Origin of the sequence: Umezawaea tangerina (assembly GCF_003002815.1) — a bacterium.
GTDB lineage: Bacteria > Actinomycetota > Actinomycetes > Mycobacteriales > Pseudonocardiaceae > Umezawaea > Umezawaea tangerina.
In genome coordinates this window covers 119,411-140,286 of record NZ_PVTF01000021.1, presented here as the reverse complement: position 1 = coordinate 140,286, position 20,876 = coordinate 119,411, and the positions used below count along the sequence as shown (strand labels likewise).

Sequence of the window (20,876 nt, the reverse complement as noted above, 5' to 3'; positions counted from 1 at the left end):
CTCCGTCATTCGTCGTCGGGGAGACCGGAGCCGCCCATGGCCAGCCGGACCAGGTCGTCGGCGTCCAGCTCGCTCAGGTCCCTGGGGGCGGCGTCGGGCACGGGTACAGCATCGGGCGCAGGGGTCGCGGCGAGCCGCAGGAGGCCGTCCAGCAGCCCGGCGGCCCGCAGTCGGTCCACCGGGATCGTGCGCAGCAGGTCGCGGACCTCGCCGTCGCCCACGACGGCCACCGGTCGCGCCGGAACGGCCGGGGCCAGGCGGACCGCGAGGTGCGCGGCCACGGCCGCGGGTGTCGGGTGGTCGAACACCAGCGTCGGCGGCAGCCGCAGCCCGGTCGCCGCGCCGAGCCGGTTGCGCAGCTCCACGGCGGTGATCGAGTCGAACCCGGCCTCGCCGAACGCCCGGTCGGGGTCGACCGCGGCCGGTCCGGTGTGGCCGAGCACGGCCGCGACCTGGGTGCGCACCAGCTCGTCCAGCAGCAGCCCGACGCCCTCGGCGTCCAGTCCGGCCAGCTTCCGCCGCAGGTCGGCTCCCCCGTCGGCGGGAACGGCGGCCGCCGCCGTCCGGCGGGTGCGCCTGCCCGTGACGAGTCCGCGCAGCAGCGGCGGCTCGTCGCCGGGGCGGACGCCGCGCAGGTCGATCCGCAACGGCAGCAGCAGTGCCCGGTCCGGTCGGGCCAGGGCGGCGTCGAACAGGGCGAGCCCGTCGGCGTCGGAGAGCTCACCGACGCCGTCGCGGTAGCCGCGGGCGACCTGGGCGTCACCGAGACCACCGGTCATCGCACCGCGCCGGGCCCACAGGCCCCAGCCGAGCGACTGCGCGGGCAGCCCGCCCGCGCGACGGCGGCGGACCAAGGCGTCGACGAACGCGTTGGCGGCGGTGTAGGCGGCCTGCCCCGGTGACCCGGTCGTGCCGGACGCCGAGGAGAACAGCGCGAACACCGGCAGCGGCAGGTGCGCGGTCAGCTCGTGCAGGTTCAGCGCGCCGTCGACCTTGGGCCGCAGCACGCGGTCGAGCCGGTCGTCGGTGAGCGCGGTGACGGGGGCGTCGTCGGTCACGCCCGCGCAGTGCACGACCCCGACCAGCGGCCGGTCGGCGGGAACGGACTCGAGGACGGCGGCGAGCGCCGTCCGGTCGGCGACGTCGCACACGGCGAACGCGACGTCGGCGCCCAGGGCGCGCAGGTCGGCCACCAGCTCGTCCGCGGTGTCGCTCCGGCCGACCAGCAGCAGGCTGGTGACCCCGCACGCGGTGACCAGGTGCCTGCTGACCGCCCCGCCGAGGACGCCGCCCGCTCCGGTCACCAGCACGGTGCCGTCCGGGAGCCACGGGGACTCCGCGGCGGTGGGGTCGCCCGCCCGTGCCAGCCGGGGCACGCGGATCCCGCCGTCGCGCAAGGCGATCTGGGGTTCCCCGGTGGCCACGGCCGCGGCGAGGCCGTTCTCCGACGTCCCGTCGGTGTCGACTAGCACGAACCGGCCGGGGTGTTCGGCCTGCGCGGTGCGGACCAGACCCCAGACGGCGGCACCCGCGAGGTCGAGCACGTCCTCGTCGTCGACGCCGACGGCCCGGCGCGTCACCACGACGAGCGGCCGGTCGTCGGTCTCGTCCCGCTCCAGCCGGACCCGCACGGCCTCCAACGCACGCCGGAGAGCCGCGCGCACGTCGGTGTCGGCCGGGTCGAACCGGACCACGACGGGCTCGGCGTCCACCTGTTCGGGCTGTGCGGGCGGCACTTCCGGCCAGTCGAGGACGAACAACGCGTCCGGCACCGACACCGCCCTCGGGTCCGGCAAGGGCCGGGCGACCAGGGAGTCGACCGAGGCGACCGGCGCACCGGTCGGGTCGGCCAGCAGCACCCGCGTACCGCCGTCAGAGGTCGGCGCGAGCCTGACCCGCACGGCCGTGGCGCCTGCCGAGTGCAGTCGCAACCCGGTCCAGGAGAACGGCATGGACACCCCGGTGCCGCCGGATCCCGCCGCGTCCAGCCAGGACGGGTGCAGGGCGGCGTCGAGCAGCGCGGGGTGGATGCCGAACGCGCCGGGCTCGCCGGGCAATGTCACCTCGGCGAACACCTCGTCGCCCCGGCGCCACGCCGCGGTCAGCCCGCGGAACACCGGCCCGTAGTCGTACCCGGCGGTGGCGAAGTCGTCGTACAACCGGCTGATGTCCACCGTGGACACCCCGGCCGGAGGCCATTCCCCGGCCAGCGCGCGGAACCCGTCGGGCAGCGGTGGCTCGTCCGGGGCCAGCACGCAGGTCGCGTGCGGCCGCCACGGGCCGTCGTCGTCGGAGCGGGAGTAGATCCGCGCCTGCCGGGTGCCGTCGGGACCGGGCTCGTCGACCTGGACCTGCACGGTGAGCCCGCCGGTCTCGGGGACGACGACCGGCGCCTGGAGCGTGAGCTCCTCGACGTGCGGGCAGCCGACCTCGTCGCCGACCCGGATCGCCGTCTCCGCCAGCGCCGCGCCGGGCACGACGACCGCGCCGAGGAGGGCGTGCTCGGCGAGCCACGGCTGCGCGGCCAGGGACAGCTGGGCCGTGAACAGGTAGGCGTCACCGCCCGCGAGCGAGACGCCCGCGCCGAGCAGCGGGTGGGCCAGGTCGAGCAGCCCGGCGCCGGTGACGTCGCCGGTGCTCGTGGCGGGGGTGTCGGGCCAGAACCGCTCGTGCTGGAACGGGTAGGTGGGCAGGTCGACGCGGGTGCCGCCGGACAGGCTCGTCCAGTCGACGTCGACACCACCCACCCACGCGCGGGCCACCGACTCGAGCACCCGCTCCAGGCCGCCCTCGTCGCGCCGGAGGGTGCCGGTCACCGCGACCTCGCGGCCCAGCCCGAACGCGGTCTCCTCGATGCCGGGCACCAGCACCGGGTGCGGGCTCGGCTCCACGAACACGCCGTAGCCGTCGCCCACCAAGCCGTCCACGACATCGGCGAGCCGCACCCGTTCGCGCAGGTTGCGGAACCAGTAGTCGCCGACGGCGGCGGCCTCGCGCACCCACTCGCCGGTGACCGTCGACCGCCAGGGGATCACGGGCAGAAGCGGCTCGACGTCCCGCAGCAGGTCGGCGAGCTCGTCGCGGATCTCCTCCACCACGGCCGAGTGCGACGCGTAGTCCACCGCGATCCGCCGCACCCTCAGCGCACCGCACCGGGCGACGAAGCCGTCCAACGCGGCCGACTCCCCCGACACCACCACCGACGCCGGTCCGTTCACCGCCGCGATGGACACGCCCTCACCCAGCAGCGCCTCGACCTCGGCCAGTGGCGCGGCCACCGACACCATCCCACCACGGCCCGCCAACCGCCCGATCGCCTTGCTGCGCAACGAGACCACACGGGCGCCGTCCTCCAACGACAACGCCCCGGCCACCACAGCAGCCGCGATCTCACCCTGCGAATGACCCACCACGGCCGAGGGCTCGACACCCGCCGAACGCCACACCTCGGCCAGTGACACCATCACCGCCCACAACACCGGCTGCACCACGTCCACGCGCAGCAACAGGGCCTCGTCGGACAACGCCTCCCGCAACGACCAGTCCACGAACGGCGCCAACGCCCGCTCGCACTCGGCCATCCGCTCCGCGAACACCGGCGAGGACGCCAACAGCTCGACACCCATCCCGACCCACTGCGACCCCTGACCGGGGAAAACGAACACCACCCGGCCGTCGGACCTCACCGTGCCGCTCACGACGTGGGCTCCGAAGTCGCCAGCGGCCACCACGTCCAGCCCGGCCACCAGGTCCGCGCGGCCGTGGCCCACCACGACCGCGCGGTGCGCGAACGCCGCCCGCCCGGCCAGGGACAGGCCGACGTCCGCGGCACTCCCGTCGACACCGGCCAGCCGCGCCGCCTGCGTCCGCAGCGCCGGGCCGGTCTTGGCCGACAGCACCCACGGCACCACCGCGGGCACCGGTGCGGAAGCCGGTTCCGCGGCAGGAGCCTCCTCGATGATCAGGTGGGCGTTCGTGCCGCTGATCCCGAACGCCGACACCCCGGCCCGCCGGGGACGGTCCGTGCGGGGCCACGCCACCGGTTCGGTCAGCAGCGACACCGCGCCCGCCGACCAGTCGACCTCGGACGTCGGCTCGTCCACGTGCAGGGTGCGCGGCAGGACACCGTGCTTGAGCGACAGCACCACCTTCAGCACTCCCGCCACACCGGCGGCGAGCTGGGTGTGGCCGATGTTGGACTTCACCGAGCCCAGCCGCAGCGGGTCTCCCGAACGGTCCTTGCCGTAGGTGGCCAGCAGCGCGTCCGCCTCGATCGGGTCGCCCAGGGTCGTGCCGGTGCCGTGCGCCTCGACCGCGTCCACGTCGTCCGCGCTCAGCCCGGCGGCGGCCAGCGCCTGGCCGATCACCCGGCGCTGCGCGAGCCCGCTGGGCGCGGTCAGGCCGTTGGAGGCGCCGTCGGAGTTCACCGCGGACCCGCGCACCACGGCCAGGACGCGGTGCCCGAGCCGCTGGGCGTCGGAGAGGCGTTCGAGCAGCACCATCCCGGCGCCCTCGGACATGCTCATGCCGTCGGCGGCACTCGTGAACGGCTTGCACACGCCGTCCGGCGCGAGCCCGCGCGTCTGGCTGAAGCCGACGAACCCGGCCAGGTTCGCCATGACCGTCACACCGCCCGCGAGCGCGAGCGTGCACTCACCACCGCGCAGCGCCTGGGCGGCCAGGTGGATGGCCACGAGCGACGACGAGCACGCCGTGTCCACGGTCAGCGCCGGGCCTTCCAGACCGAGCGCGTAGGAGATGCGACCGGACGCGACGCTGCCGGAGCCGCCGGTCACCGAGTGGCTGTCCACGACGCCGGACGTGTCGCCGGGGCGCGGGGTGTAGCCGTTGACCGCGCAGCCCACGAACACACCGGTCCGGGTGCCCCGGCAGGACGCCGGGTCGATGCCCGCGCTCTCGATGACCTCCCACGAGGTCTCCAGCAGCAGCCGCTGCTGCGGGTCCATCGCCAGTGCCTCGCGCGGCGAGATGCCGAAGAAGTCCGCGTCGAAGTCGCCCGCGCCGCGCAGGAACCCGCCGCGGCGGGTGGAGGACTTGCCGGGCACGGCGGGTTCCGGGTCGTAGAGCCCGTCGAGCGCCCAGCCGCGGTCCTCCGGCCAGTCGGTGATCACGTCGCGGCCCTGCTCCAGCACGGCCCAGAGGTCGTCGGGTGTGCGCACGCCGCCGGGGAACCGGCCGCTGATCCCGACGATCGCGATCGGCTCGTCCACGGCGGCCGGGGACGCCTGCGCCTGAGGTGCCTCCTGCTCACCGCGCAGCACCTCGCGCAGGTGGCGGGCCAGCTCGTGCACCGTCGGGTAGTCGAACACCACGGCGGCGGGCAGCCGCAGGCCGGTGAGGGCGGAGAGCCGGTTGCGCAGGTCCACGGCCGTGAGCGACTCGAACCCGAGGTCGCGGAACGCGCGGGACGGGTCGAGGTCGCCGTCGGTGTGACCGAGCACCTCGGCCGCCTGCGCGCGGACCAGGTCGTGCAGGACGCGGTCGGCCTCGGCGGTGTTCAGGCCCGCCAGCCCGCGCAGCAGCTCGGACTCGACGACCGGCGGCGCGGTGTCGTCCGCCGCGACCTCCGGGATCTCGGCGAACAGCCGGGACGGGCGGGCGGAGGTGAACACGTCCAGGAACCGCGACCAGTCCACGTCGGCGACGGCCAACGTGATCTCGTCGTCGTCCAGGCACCGGCCCAGCGCGCGCGCGGCCACCTCGGGGTCCAGGAACGGCAGGCCGCGCCCGCGCAGCCGGGCCAGGTCCAGCCCGCCGGGCAGGACCAGGTCGTCGGTGAAGCCCGGCGAGTCCCACACGCCCCAGGCGATCGACGTCGCCGTCAACCCGCGGGCCCGGCGGCGGCGCGCGAAGGCGTCGAGGTAGGCGTTGGCGGCGGCGTAGGCGCCGTGGTCGCCACTGCCCCACACGCCCGCGATGGACGAGAACAGCACGAACGCGTCCAGGTCGGCGTCGGCCAGCGCGACGGCGAGGTGCTCGGCGCCCATCGCCTTCGCGTCGAAGCCGCGCGCGAGGTCGCCCAGCGGCGTGGTGGCCAGCGACCCCAGCTCCATCGCGGCCGCGGCGTGCACCACCGCGCGGACCGGCGTGCCCTCGTCGGCCAGGCGGCGCACCAGCGCGGCCACGGCGACCGGGTCGGCGACGTCGCAGACGGCGGCGGTGAGCCGGACACCGGGCAGGTCGAGGTCGAGTTCGGTGCCACGACGGCTGGGCAGCACGATGTGCTCCGCACCGGCACCCGCCAGCCAGCGCACGACGTGCGGGCCGACCGCGCCGGTGCCGCCGGTGACCAGCACCGTGCCGGTCGGTCGCCACGTCCGCCGCTTCGCGGAGGTGGCCTGCGCCCGTACCAGGCGGCGGACCAGGACACCCTGCCCGCGCACGGCCAGCTGGTCCTCGTCACCGCCCGCGGTGAGGGCTTGGGCGAGCAGCGCGGGAGCGCAGTCGACGGGCACGTCGACCAGACCGCCCCACGAGCGCGGGTGCTCCAGCGCGGCGACGCGGCCGATGCCCCACACGGCGGCGGAGGCCGGGTCGACGTCCTCGGAGCCCTGCGCCACGGCGTTCCGGGTGACCGTCCACAACGGGCCGTCCACGCCGGAGTCCAGCAGTGCTTGCAGCAGGAGCGTGGTCAGCGCGAGCCCGGACGGCAGGGCCGGGTGCTCGGGGTGGTGGCCGTCGGCGAAGGCGAGCAGCGAGAGCACACCGGTCACCGGACCGGCGGGCAGCAGACCGGCGAGCGCGGCCCGGTCCGGGAAGCCGGGCACCTCCACGACCAGCGGGGAGTCGAAGGCCTCCAGTGCCCATCCGGCGTCGAGCCCGGTCGGCACGACGACCAGCCACGTACCCGTGACGCGGGTGGCCGGCTTCGCGGGCAGGGGACGCCACGCCTCGCGGTAGCGCCAGCCGTCCACGATGGACGACTGCTTCGTCCGGCGGCGCCACGTCGACAGCGCCTTCAGCGCCGGGGCGAACGCCTCGGCGGGGGTGTCGAGCGTGTCGGTCAGCGCGTCGAGGTCCTCGCGGTCGACGGCGTGCCAGAAGGCGTCGTCCACCGGGTCGGCCACGGGGGTCGCGCGCAGCCAGAAGTGCTTGTGCTCGAACGGGTACGTGGGCAGCTCGACCCGCCTGCCGCTGCCGCCGAACACACCGGTCCAGTCCACCGGGACGCCGTGCACCCAGGCCCACGCGGCGGCTTCGAGCAGCCGGTCCCGGCCGCCTTCGTCGCGGCGCAGCGTGCCGGTCACCGCGACCTCGCGGCCCAGCCCGAACGCGGTCTCCTCGATGCCGGGCACCAGCACCGGGTGCGGGCTCGGCTCCACGAACACGCCGAACCCGTCGCCGACGAGGGCCTGGACCACGTGGTCCAGCCGGACCCGGTCGCGCAGGTTGCGGAACCAGTAGTCGCCGTCGGCGTCCGCGCCGCGCATCCAGTCACCGGTCACCGTCGAGCGCCACGCGACCTCGGGCACCCGCGGCGCCACGTCGCGGAGCAGGTCGGCCAGCTCGTCGCGGATCTCCTCGACCACGGCGGAGTGCGAGGCGTAGTCGACGGCGATCCGCCGGACCCTCGTCGAGCCGCAGCGGGCGACGAACGCGTCCAGCGCGGCCGACTCGCCGGACACGACGACGGACGTGGGCCCGTTGACGGCGGCGATGGACACACCGTCGTCGAGCAGCGCCTCGACCTCGGCCACCGAGGCCGAGACCGAGACCATCCCGCCACGACCGGCCAGGCGTCCGATCGCCTTGCTGCGCAGCGCGACGACCCGTGCGCCGTCCTCCAGCGACAACGCTCCGGCCACCACGGCCGCCGCGATCTCGCCCTGCGAGTGCCCGACGACCGCCGAGGGCTCGACGCCGACGGACCGCCACACCGCCGCGAGCGACACCATCACGGCCCACAGCACCGGCTGCACGACGTCCACGCGCAGCAACAGGGCCTCGTCCGCCAGCGCCTCGCGCAGCGGCCAGTCCACGAACGGCGCCAACGCCCGTTCGCACTCGGCCATCCGCTCCGCGAACACCTTCGAGGACTCCAGGAGTTCGACACCCATGCCGACCCACTGCGACCCCTGGCCGGGGAACACGAACACCACCCGGCCGTCCGTCCCGGCCATCCCGCTCACCACCCCGGTACCGAGCCCACCGCCCGCGACCGACTCGATCCCGGCCAGCAGCTCGTCGCGTTCGCGGCCGACGACGACCGCGCGGTGCGCGAAGGCCGTGCGCCCGGCCGCCAGCGACAGGCCGACGTCGGCGGTACCGACGTCCGCGGAGCCCGCCACCAGGTCGGCCAGTCGGCGGGCCTGCCTGCGCAGTCCGTCGGCGCTGCGGGCGGACAGCACCCACGGCAGCACGCCGGACACGACCGCGGGGGTCTCGACCGCCGGGGGCTCCTCGATGATCACGTGCGCGTTGGTGCCGCTGATCCCGAACGACGACACACCCGCCCGGCGCGGCCGGTCGGTCCGGGGCCACGGCACCGGCTCGGCCAGCAGCGACACCGCGCCCGACGACCAGTCCACCTCGGACGACGGCTCGGCCACGTGCAGCGTGCGCGGCAGTTCCTCGTGACGCAGGGCGAGCACCATCTTCAGCACGCCCGCGACACCCGCGGCGGCCTGGGTGTGCCCGATGTTCGACTTGACCGACCCCAGCCACAGCGGGTCGCCCGCGCGGTCCTGACCGTAGGTCGCCAGCAGTGCCCCGGCCTCGATCGGGTCACCGAGCCGGGTGCCGGTGCCGTGCGCCTCCACGGCGTCCACGTCGGCCGCCGACAGCCCGGCGGCGGCCAGCGCCTGCCGGATCACGCGTTCCTGCGACGGCCCGTTGGGCGCGGTCAGCCCGTTGGAGGCACCGTCCTGGTTGACCGCGCTGCCGCGCACCACCGCCAGCACCGGGTGGCCCATGCGCCGGGCGTCGGAGAGCCGTTGCAGCAGCACCACACCGACGCCCTCGGCGACGCCGAAGCCGTCCGCCCGCTCGCTGAACGCCTTGCTCCGGCCGTCGGCGGCGAGCCCGCCCTTCTGGCCGAACTCCAGCAGCCCGTCGGGCGCGGCCATCACGGTCGAACCGCCGGCGATCGCGAGCGTGCACTCGCCTGCCCGCAGCGCCTGGGCGGCGAGGTGGATCGCGACCAGGGACGACGAGCACGCCGTGTCCACGGTGACCGCGGGACCCTCGAACCCGAGGGCGTAGGAGATGCGGCCGGACGCGACGCTGCCGGAGTTGCCGGTGGCCACGAACCCGGCGGCGGCCTCGTCCGAACGCGCCACCAGCATCAGGTAGTCGTGGCTGCTCAGGCCGATGAACACACCGGTCGACGAGCCGCGCAGGCCCGCCGGGTCGATACCCGCGCGTTCCAGCGTCTCCCACGACGTCTCCAGCAGCAGCCGCTGCTGCGGGTCCATGGTCAGCGCCTCGCGGGGCGAGATGCCGAAGAAGTCCGCGTCGAACCCGGCCGCGTCGGCCAGGAACGCGCCCTGGGCGACCCGGTGTTCCAGGTCCGAACCGGAGTAGAGGGCGTCGAGGTCCCAGCCGCGGTCCACCGGCGGTGGGCCAACGGCGTCGCCGCCGGCGTGCAGCAGGTCCCACAGCTCGGCGGGTGTGCTCACGCCGCCGGGGTAGCGGCAGCCCATGCCGACGATGACCACCGGGTCGTCGCCGGTCACGACGGGGGCGACCGGCGTCGTCGCGCGGTCGGCCGTGCCCAGCGCGGTGGTGCGCAGGTGCGTGGCCAGCCGGATCGCCGACGGGTGGTCGAACACCAGCGTGGCGGGCAGTCGGAGACCGGTGGCGGCGGCGAGACGGTTGCGCAGCTCCACGGCCGTGAGCGAGTCGACGCCGAGGTCCCGGAACGCCGTGTCGACGGGCACCGAGTCGGCGGAGGGGTGGCCGAGCACGACGGCCACGGTGGTGCGGACCAGGTCGGTCAGCAGCCGGTCGGCCTCGGGGGTGGTCAGCGCGGCGAGCTTCCGCGCGAACGCGGGCAGGTCCGCGGCCGCCGCCCCGGTGCTGCGCCGCCGCTTCGCGGCGACCAGGCCGCGCAGCAGCGGCGGCACGTCCGAGTCCGACCGCACGGAGGTGTCCAGGGCGACGGCGACGACCAGTGCCTCGTCGAGGACGTCCCCGGCGTCGAAGAGGGCGAGGCCGTCGGCCGTGGTCAGGGCGCCGACGCCGGAGCGGTGCATCCGGTCCAGGCCGGACGCCGCCCCGCTGTCGCGCCACAGGCCCCACGCGATCGACCGCGCGGGCAGGCCCCGTGCGCGGCGGTGCTGGGCGAGGCCGTCGAGGAAGGCGTTGGCCGCCGCGTAGTTGGCCTGGCCGGGGCTGCCGAACACCGACGCCCCGGAGGAGAACAGCACGAACGCGGCCAGGTCCAGGTGCGCGGTGAGGTCGTGCAGGTGCCGGGCGCCGTCCGCCTTCGCGCGGAGCACGGCGTCCAGGCGGTCCGGGGTGAGGTCGGCGACGAGGCCGTCGTCCAGGACGGCGGCCGTGTGCACGACGGCGGTCAGCGGGTGCTCGACGTCGGCCAGCACGCGGGCCAGGGCGTCGCGGTCGGCCACGTCGCAGTCCACGAGCACGACGGTCGCACCCAGCGCGACCAGGTCGTTCCTCAGTTCGGTGGCGGCGGACGCGGTGCGCGAGAGCAGCAGCAGGTGCCGCACCCCGCGTTCGGCGACGAGGTGCCGGGCGACCTGACCGGCCAGGGCTCCGGTGGCCCCGGTGACCAGCACCGTGCCGTCCGGGTCCCACGGCCTCGGCAGCCGCACGGCGACCTTGCCGACGTGGCGGGCCTGGCCGATGTGCCGCAGTGCCTCGGGCAGCCGGGTGATGTCCCAGGTCCGCAGCGGCAGCGGCCGCAGCGCGCCCGCCTCGAACAGGGCCAGGAGCTCGCCGAGCATCTCCTGGGTCCGGTCGGGACCGGCTTCGCCGAGCCCGAACCCGCGGTACCGCACGCCGGGGTGGGCCCGTGCGACCTCGGCCGGGTCGCGGACGTCGGTCATGCCCAGCTCGACGAACCGGCCGCCGCGCGGCAGCAGCCGCAGGGAGGCGTCCACGAAGTCGCCCGCCAGCGCGTTGAGCACGACGTCCACGCCGTGCTCGAACCGCTGCTCGAACTCCAGGGTCCGTGACGACGCAAGGTGCGCCTCGTCCAAGCCGGTCGAGGCCCACTTGGCCGGGCTCGCCGTGCCGTGGACCTCGGCGCCGAGGTGGCGGGCCAGCTGCACCGCGGCCATGCCCACGCCACCCGCGGCGGCGTGCACGAGGACCGACTCGCCCGCCTGGAGCCCGGCGACGTCCACCAGCCCGTAGTAGGCGGTGAGGAACACCGCGGGCACGGCGGCGGCCTGCTCGAAGGACCACAGGTGTGGCATCGGCGCGACCAGCCGCCGATCCACCACGGCTGTGGTGCCGTAGGCGTGGAAGATGCCGAACACCCGGTCCCCAGGAGCCAGGTCGGTGACGCCCGGACCGGTCTCGACGACCACGCCGGAGCCCTCGACGCCGAGCGGTCCGGCGGCCTCGGCGGGCATCATGCCGAGCGCGTTCAGGGCGTCGCGGAAGTTCACGCCCGCCGCGCGCACCGAGATCCGCACCTCGCCCTCGGCGAGGGGGACGTCGGGCCACGGGGTGACGACCAGGCTCTCCAGGGTGCCGCGGCCGGTGTGCCCGATCCGCCACCCCTGCCGCTGTCCGGGCGGCACGAGCCTGCCGCCGGCCGCCGCGCGCACCAGGCGTGGCGCGAACGCGGTGCCTCCACGCAGCGCGACCTGCGGTTCCGGCGAGCACGCCACCGCGGCGGGCACCTCGGCACCGTCGAGGTCGAGCAACCCGAACCGACCGGGGTGCTCCGACTGGGCCGACCGCACCAGACCCCACAGCGGGGCCTGCTCCACGTCCACGTCGTCGTCTTCGGCGGTCGCGACGGCCCGCCGGGTCACCACGACCAGCCGGGCCGCGGTGAACCGGTCGTCGGCCAGCCACTCCTGGAGCGCGCCGAGCACCCGACCGAGCTGGTCCCGGACGTCGCCGGGGGCCGGGGCGAGCAGCACGACCTCGGGCACTTGCCCGAGGTCGGCCAGGTCAGCGCTCTGCTGTGCACCGGGGACGATGAGCCCAGTACCCACGACCGCGACCGGCAGGGTGTCCTCGACGGCGACCGGGGACCACTCGACGCGGAACAGCGACTCCCGGACGACCGGGTCGCCCACGGCGAGCTGGTCGGCCGAGAACGGCCGGGCCACCAGCGAGTCGATGGACACGACGGGCGCGCCGGAGGTGTCCACGGCGTCGATGGCCACGGCCTCGGACCCCGCGGCGCGGATCCGCACCCGCAGGGCGGACGCGCCCGCGGCGTGCAGGGACACGCCGGACCAGGAGAACGGCAGCCGGAAGCGGTCGTCGCCGTCGAAGAAGTCGCCGAACGCGGTCGCCTGCACGGCGGCGTCGAGCAGCGCGGGGTGCAGGCCGAACTCGTCCGCCTCGCCGACCAGGCCGTCGGGCAGCGCGACCTCGGCGAACACCTCGGCACCGGACCGCCACGCCGCCCGCAGCCCGCGGAAGGCGGGCCCGTAGGCGTGGTCGGTGCCCTCGGCGGCGGCGTAGTGGGCCTCCACGTCGACCGGCTCGGCGCCGGGCGGGGGCCACTGGGCGGACGGCGCCGCGGGTGCGGGCTCGTCGGGGACCAGGACGCCGGAGGCGTACCGGGTCCACGGCAGGTCGTCGGGGGCGTCATCGGGTCGGGCGTGCACGTGGACCGTGCGCGCGCCGGTGCCGTCCGCGGCACCCGCCACGACCTGCACCGCCATGCCACCGCGCTCCGGGAGCAGCAGCGGCGCCTCCAGCACCAGCTCGTCGACGCGGCCGCAGCCGACCTGGTCACCGGCCCGGACGGCGAGCTCCAGGAACGCGGTGCCGGGCAGCAGCACCGTGCCGCCCAGGGCGTGGTCGGCCAGCCACCCGTGGGTGCCGGTGGACAGCCGCCCGGTCAGCAGCAGGCCCTCCTGTTCGGCCAGCAGGACCGACGCGCCCAGCAGCGGGTGGTCGGCGGTGGCCTGGCCGACCGACCGGACGTCCCCCGAGGTGCGGGCGGACTCCAGCCAGTAGCGGCGGCGCTGGAACGGGTAGGTCGGCAGCTCCACGTGCCTGCCGCCGGGCACCGGGGCCCACTCGACCGGACCGCGCCGGACGTGCAGCTCCGCCACGGACTTGAGGAACCGGTCCGTGCCCCCGTCGTCGCGGCGCAGGGACCCCACCGCCACGGCGTCGCCGCCCGCGTCCTCGGCGATCTCGACCAGGGCCGAGACCAGCGCGGGGTGCGGGCTGCACTCCACGAACAGGTCGTGACCGTCGGCGAGCACGCGCCGCACGGCGCCGACGAAGTCGACCGGCAGGCGGGCGTTGTCGAACCAGTAGTCGGCGTCCAGCGCGGTGCCGGGCATCGGCTCCGCGGTGACCGTGGAGTAGAAGACCAGGTCGCCGTCGGTCGGACGCAGGTCCGACAGCGCCGCCAGCAGCGGTCCGCGCACCGGCTCCACCTGCGGGCTGTGGGTCGCGCCGCTGGCCGGGACCACCCTGGCCCGCTCCCCCGCCGCCTTCCAGCCCGCCACCAGCTCGGTGACCGCCTCCGTCTCACCCGAGATCGACGTGGCGGTCGGCCCGTTGACGCCGGACACGACGACCCGGTCGCCCCACGGTGCGAGGTCCGCGCGCACCCGCTCGGCGGGCAGCGCGACGACGGCGATGACGCCCTTGCCGACGAGCTCCGCGGCGAGCAGCGTGCTGCGCAGCACGAGCATCCGGGCGGCGTCGGCCAGCGGCAGCACACCCGCGACCACCGCCGCGGCGACCTCGCCCTGCGAGTGGCCGACCACGGCCGCGGGCTCGACGCCCAGGGAGCGCCACAGCGCGGCCAGCGACACCATCACCGAGAACAGCACCGGCTGCACGACGGTCGTGTGGTCGAGCTTCGGGGCGCCCTCGGCCTCGGTGAGCACGTCGAGCACGGACCACCCGGTGTGCGGGCGGAACGCCTCGTCGCACTCGCGCAGCCGGGCCGCGAACACCGGGTGCGCGGCGGCCAGGTCACGGCCCATGCCGACCCACTCGGAGCCCTGGCCGGGGAACACGAACACCGGTCGGCCGCCGCCACGCCCCGCCTGGCCGGACACCACGGAGGGGTCGGGCAGGCCGTCGGCGAGCGCGGCGAGCCCGCGCAGCAGGTCGTCCCGGCCGGTGCCGACCACGACGGCCCGGTGGTCGAACGCCGTCCGCCCGGTGGCCAGCGTGCGGGCCACGTCCGCGACCGCTAGGTCCGGGTGCCGGTCGACGTGGTCGCGCAGGTCGCCGGCCTGGGCCCGCAGCGCCTCGGCACCGCGGGCGGACAGCGGGAAGGCCAGCAGGCCGGGCTCGGCGGCCGGGACGCGGGCCGGTTCGGGGAACTCCTCGATGATCAGGTGGGCGTTGGTGCCGCTCACGCCGAACGACGACACCCCGGCCCGGCGCGGCCGCCCGTTGGGCGCCCAGTCGCGCGCCTCGGTCAGCAGCTCCACCGCACCGGTGGACCAGTCCACCTCGGGCGTCGGGGCGTCCACGTGCAGGGTGCGCGGCAGCGTCGCGTGCCGCAGGGCGAGCACCATCTTGATCACGCCCGCCACCCCGGCGGCGGCCTGGGCGTGGCCGATGTTCGACTTCACCGACCCCAGCCACAGCGGGTCGCCCGCGCGGTCGCGGCCGTAGGTGGACAGGAGCGCGTTGGCCTCGATCGGGTCGCCGAGCCGGGTACCGGTGCCGTGCGCCTCCACCGCGTCCACGTCGGCCGCCGACAGCCCGGACGCGGCCAGCGCCTGCTGGATGACCCGGCGCTGCGCGGCGCCGTTGGGGGCGGCGAGGCCGTTGGACGCGCCGTCCTGGTTCACCGCGCTGCCGCGCACGACGGCCAGCACCGGGTGGCCGTGGCGGACGGCGTCGGACAGCCGTTCCAGCAGCACGACACCGGCGCCCTCGGCCATGCCGACGCCGTCGGCCGCGGCGGCGAACGCCTTGCTCCGGCCGTTGGGGGCCAGACCGCGCGTGCGGCTGGAGTCGACGAACAGCAGCGGCGTGGACATGACGGTGACGCCGCCCGCGACCGCCAGCGAGCACTCGCCGTTGCGCAGGGCCTGTGCGGCGAGGTGGATGGCCACCAGCGACGACGAGCACGCTGTGTCCACGGTGATCGCGGGGCCCTGGAAGCCGAACGTGTAGGAGACCCGGCCGGACAGCACGCTGGGCGAGTTGCCGAGGCCGACGAAGTCGACGGCCTCTTCGGGGATGCGGTCCAGGCGCAGTGTGTAGTCGTTGGACATCACCCCGGCGAACACGCCGGTGTCGCTGCCGCGCAGCGAGGCCGGGTCGATGCCGCCGCGCTCGAACGCCTCCCAGGTGACCTCCAGCAGCAGCCGGTGCTGCGGGTCGGTGGCGATGGCCTCGCGCGGGGAGATGCCGAAGAACGCGGGGTCGAAGTCGGCGGGGTCGACCAGGAACCCGCCTTCACGGGTGTAGGTCGTGCCGGGGTGGTCGGGGTCGGGGTGGTAGAGCCCGTCGACGTCCCAGCCGCGGTCGCGCGGGAACTCCGACACGGCGTCGGCCTCGCCGGACACCAGGTCCCAGAACCGCTCGGGGGTGTCGGCGCCGCCGGGCAGGCGGCAGCTCATCGCCACCACGACGACCGGGTCGCCGTCGACGGCCGCCACGGGGGCGGCCGGGGTGATGACGGGCGCGTCCGCGGCGTCGAACAGCCGCTCCAGCAGGTGGGCGGCGAGCTCGGCCGGGGACGGGTGGTCGAACACCAGCGTCGCGGGCAGCCGCAGACCGGTCGCGGCGGCCAGCCGGTTGCGCAGCGCGACGGCGGCCAGCGAGTCGAAGCCCAGGTCGCGGAAGGCGCGGCGGGCGTCGACCTCGGCCGCGGAGCCGTGGCCGAGGACGGCGGCCACGTGCCCGCGCAGGGTCTCGGTGAGCAGCCGGATCCGACCGTCGGTCGGGAGTGCGGCCAGGTCGCGGGCCAGGCCCGACGCGCCGTCACCGGCCAGTGCGGCCAGCGGGCGGCGCACCGGCGTGCGGACCAGGGCCCGGAGCACCGGGGCGAACGGCTGGTCGCGCAGCACGGCCAGGTCGAGGGCCATCGCGGTCAGGAACGCCGGCCCGGCGTCCACGGCCGCGTCGAACAGGGCGAGGCCGAGCGCGGTGGGCAGCGGCCGCATCCCGGACTCGGCGATCCGCCGCAGGTCGTCCGCGCCGAGGTGGCCGGTGAGCCCGGTCGGGGTCTCCCACAGCCCCCACGCCACCGACACCGCGGGCAGGCCGCGGGCCCGGCGGTGCTGGGCGAACGCGTCGACGAAGGCGTTGGCGGCGGTGTAGCCGCCCTGGCCCGCGCCGCCGAGCAGGCCCGCGCCCGAGGAGAACAGCACGAACGCCGACAGGTCGAGGTCGCGGGTCAGCTCGTCCAGGTGCACGAGGGCGTCGACCTTGGGCCGCAGCACCGGGCCGAGCCGGTCGGGGGTCAGCGAGGTGACCACCCCGTCGCTGAGCACGCCGGCGGCGTGCACCACGGCGGTCGGCGGGTGGGCGGCGATCACGGCGGCCAGGGCGTCCCGGTCGGCGACGTCGCAGGCCACGGCGGTCGCGGTGGCGCCGTGCGCGGCCAGCTCGGCCACCAGCTCCGCCGCCCGACCACCGCGTCCGGCCAGCACCAGGTTGCGGACGCCGTGCTCCACCACCAGGTGCCGGGCCACGATCCCGCCGAGCACACCGGTGCCGCCGGTGACCAGGACCGTGCCCTCCGGGTCCCACGCGGGCCGCGGGCCCGCCGGGGTGCGGACCAGCCGCGGCACGAGGACCTCTCCCCCGCGCACGGCGACCTGGTCCTCGTCGGGGCCGAGCGCGCCGAGCCCGACGGCCAGGTCGGCGTCGGCGTCGAGGTCGAGCAGGCCGAAGCGGTCGGGGTGCTCGGACTGGGCGGAGCGGACGAGGCCGCGCGCCGCCGCGGCGGGCAGGTCGAGCACGTCCTCGTCGTCGTGCGCGGCGACCGCGCGGCGGGTGACGACCACCAGCCGGGAGTCGCGGTACCGCTCGTCGGCCAGCCAGGTCCGCACCAGCTCCAGCGCGGCCCGCACGGCCTCGTGGGTGGCCGCGACGACGTCCGCGGCGTCCGGGTCGCCGATCCGCGCGACCACGACCGGCGCCACGTCGGGCAGCTCGGCCCACCCGGTCGCCGGGGCCGTGCCGGGCAGCCGCACCCAGTCCAGCCGGAACAGGGCGTCGCGCAGCGGGTCGCGGCCGGTCCTCAGGCCACCGGCCGGGGTCGGGCGCAGCAGCAGCGACTCGACGGTCAGGACGGGGGCGCCCGCACCGTCGCGGGCTTCGAGCGCGAACCCGTAGGGCCCGGCCGGGGTCAGCCGCATCCGCAGCGCCGCCGCGCCCGAGGCGTGCAGCGTGACGCCGGACCAGGAGAACGGCAGCCAGCCCGCCGGGGTCGACCCCGCGCCGGAGGCGTGCAGCGAGGCGTCGAGCAGCAGCGGGTGCAGCCCGTACGCGGTGGCCGTGGCGCGGTGGTCCTCTGGCAGCTCGACCTCGGCGAACACCTCCGCGCCGAGTCGCCACGCGGCCCGCAGGCCGCGGAAGGCGGGCCCGTAGTGGAAGCCGACGCCCGCGAAGTCGTCGTACAAGGTGGACACGTCGATCGGCTCGGCCCCGGCGGGCGGCCACGCGGTCGCGGTGGCGGGCGCGGGTGCCGGGGTCGCGGCGAGGACGCCGCCCGCGTGGCGGGTCCAGTCGTCGTCGCCGACGCGGCCGAACACCGTCAGCGGACGGCGGCCCTGCTCGTCCGGCGTGCCGACGGCGACCTGGATGGTCACGGCCCCGTCGTCGGGGAGCAGCAGCGGCGCTTCGAGGGTCAGCTCCTCGACCCGGCCGCAGCCGACCTGGTCACCCGCGCGGATGGCGAGCTCCAGCAGCGCGGCCCCCGGCAGCAGGACGGCGTCGCCGACGGCGTGGTCGGCCAGCCACGGGTGGGTGCGGCGGGAGAGCTGCCCGGTGAACAGCACACCGTCGCCGTCGGCCACCGACACGACGGCACCGAGCAGCGGGTGGTCCGGGGTGCCCAGTCCGGCGGCGCGCAGGTCGCCGGTCGCGGGCACGGTCTCCAGCCAGTAGTGCTTGCGCTGGAAGGCGTACGTGGGCAGGGCGATCACGCGGGGCGAGCGCGCGGCGTTCACCGCGGCCCAGTCCACGACCACGCCCGCCGCGTGCAGCTCGCCCAGCGTGGTGAGCACGCGGCTGGGGCCGCCGTCGTCGCGGCGCAGCGACCCGAGCGCCACGGCGGTCGACCCGGCGGTGTCGGCGGTCTCCTGCACGGCGTTGGTGAGCACCGGGTGCGGCCCGACCTCCAGCACCACGCCGTGGCCGTCGGCGAGCGCGGCACGGGTGGCCTGCTCGAACTCCACGGTGCGGCGCAGGTTGCGGTACCAGTAGGCGGCGTCGAGCGCGGCCGTGTCGAGCAGGCCGCCGGTCACCGACGAGTAGAACGCGATGTCCGCCGACACCGCCGAGACGTCGGCCAGCGCGGTGAGCAGGTCCTGCTCGATCCGTTCGACGTGCGCCGAGTGGGACGCGTAGTCCACCGGCAGGATCGTGGCCCGGACGTCGCGGCCGTGCAGCTCGTCGCGCAGTGCCACGAGCTCGGCCGGATCACCGGACACGACCACCGACGAGGGCCCGTTCACGGCCGCCAGGGAAAGGTCACCGGTCAGCCGGAGCTCGGCGGCGGGCAGCGCGACGGACATCATGCCGCCCGCGCCGCTCAACGCCCGCAGGGCTCGGCTGCGCAAGGCGACCACGCGCGCACCGTCCTCAAGCGACAGTGCTCCCGCGACCACGGCGGCGGCGATCTCGCCCTGCGAGTGGCCGACCACGCCGGCCGGGGTGACCCCGCACGACTCCCACAGCGCCGCCAGCGACACCATGACCGCGAACAGCACCGGCTGCACGACGTCCACCCGGTCCAGGCCGGGTCCCTCGCCGCGCAGCACGTCGACCAGCGACCAGTCCACGTGCGGGGCCAGCGCGTCGGCGCACTCCAGCAGGCGGTCGCGGAACACCGGGGCCGTGTCGAGCAGGTCGACCGCCATGCCCGCCCACTGCGTGCCCTGGCCGGGGAAAGCGAACAGGACGTCCGGCGGGTCGCCCGCGACCACCCCGCGGACGGCGTCGGCCGTGGGCGCGTCGGCGGCCAGGTCGGTCAGCTTGGCCAGGAAGGCGGCCGGGTCGGCCGCGACCACCACGGCCCGGTGCTCCAGCGCCGCGCGGGTGGTGGCCAGCGAGTGCGCCACGTCCACGGGCCGCACGCCGGGCCGTTCGGCGAGGAAGTCCGCCAGCCGTCCGGCCTGGCCGCGCAGGGCCGCCTCGGTGCGACCGGACAGCACCCACGCCACGGGGCCGTCGACGGCGTCCGGCTCGGCCTCGGCGTCGGGTTCGGGTGCCTGTTCGAGGATGACGTGGCTGTTGGTGCCGCTCACGCCGAACGACGACACGGCGGACCGGCGTGGCCTGCCGGTGTCCGGCCACTCCTGCGCCGACGTCACCAGCCGCACGGTGCCGTCCGACCAGTCCACCGCGGGCGTCGGCGCGTCCACGTGCAGGGTCGCGGGCACGATCCCGGCCCGCATGGCGAGCACCATCTTGATCACGCCGCCGACCCCGGCCGCGGCCTGGGTGTGCGCGATGTTGGACTTGAGCGACCCCAGCAGCAGCGGCCGCTCCCGGTCCTTGCCGTAGGTGGCGATCAGCGCCTGGGCCTCGATCGGGTCGCCGAGCGGGGTGCCGGTGCCGTGCGCCTCGACGACGTCCACCTCGGACGGTGCGAGCCCGGCGCCCGCCAGCGCGGTGCGGATGAGGCGTTGCTGCGCGGGACCGTTGGGCGCGGTGAGCCTGCTGCTGGCGCCGTCCTGGTTGACCGCGGACCCTCGGATCACCGCGAGCACCGGGTGCCCGTTGCGGCGCGCGTCGGACAGCCGTTCCAGCAGGAGCAGGCCGACGCCCTCGCCCCAGCCGGTGCCGTCGGCGGTGGCGGAGAAGGACTTGCAGCGGCCGTCGGCGGCGAGGCCGCCCTGGACGGCCATCTCGGCGAACGCGGCATCGGTGGACATCACCATCACGCCGCCCGCCAGGGCGAGGTCGCACTCGCCGGACCGCAGCGACTGCCCGGCCAGGTGGATGCCGACCAGCGACGACGAGCACGCGGTGTCGATGGAGACGGCCGGGCCCTCCAGGCCGAACGCGTAGGCCACGCGTCCGGACACGATGTTGTCCGAGCTGCCCTGGCCGAGGTAGGGCCGCACCTCGTCGGACACGGCCAGCGGGCGGGAGGCGTAGTCCTGGTACTGCACCCCGGCGAACACCCCGGTCTTGCTGGTCTTCAGCGACGTGGGGTCGATCCCGGCCCGTTCGAACACCTCCCACGCGGTCTCCAGCAGGAGCCGCTGCTGCGGGTCCATCGCCAGCGCCTCGTGCGGGGAGATGCCGAACAGGTCCGCGTCGAACCCGGCGACGTCGTCCACGAACGCGCCGGTGCCCTCGATGGCCCAGCCGCGCTCGGCCGGGAACGCCGTGACCGCGTCGACCTCGCCCGCGACCAGGTCCCACAGCTCCTCGGGGCTGGTCACGCCGCCGGGGTAGCGGCAGCCCATCGCCACGATGGCGATCGGTTCGCCGCCGCCCTCCTCGACCTCGCGCAGGCGGGCCTTGGTGCGCTGGAGGTCCGCCGTCACGCGCTTGAGGTAGTCGCGGAGCTTGTTCTCGTTCACGGGAGTCCT

1 protein-coding gene is annotated in these 20,876 nt (G+C 76.1%); it reads right to left on the bottom strand.

The genetic code is table 11. The annotated features are described in order from the left end of the window. Positions 1-5: 5 nt before the first annotated feature. The gene (locus CLV43_RS48300; protein WP_170156285.1) at positions 6-20,867 is read right to left on the bottom strand and encodes a type I polyketide synthase; all 20,862 of its coding nucleotides are present in this window, start codon (positions 20,865-20,867) and stop codon (positions 6-8) included. Positions 20,868-20,876: the final 9 nt, after the last annotated feature.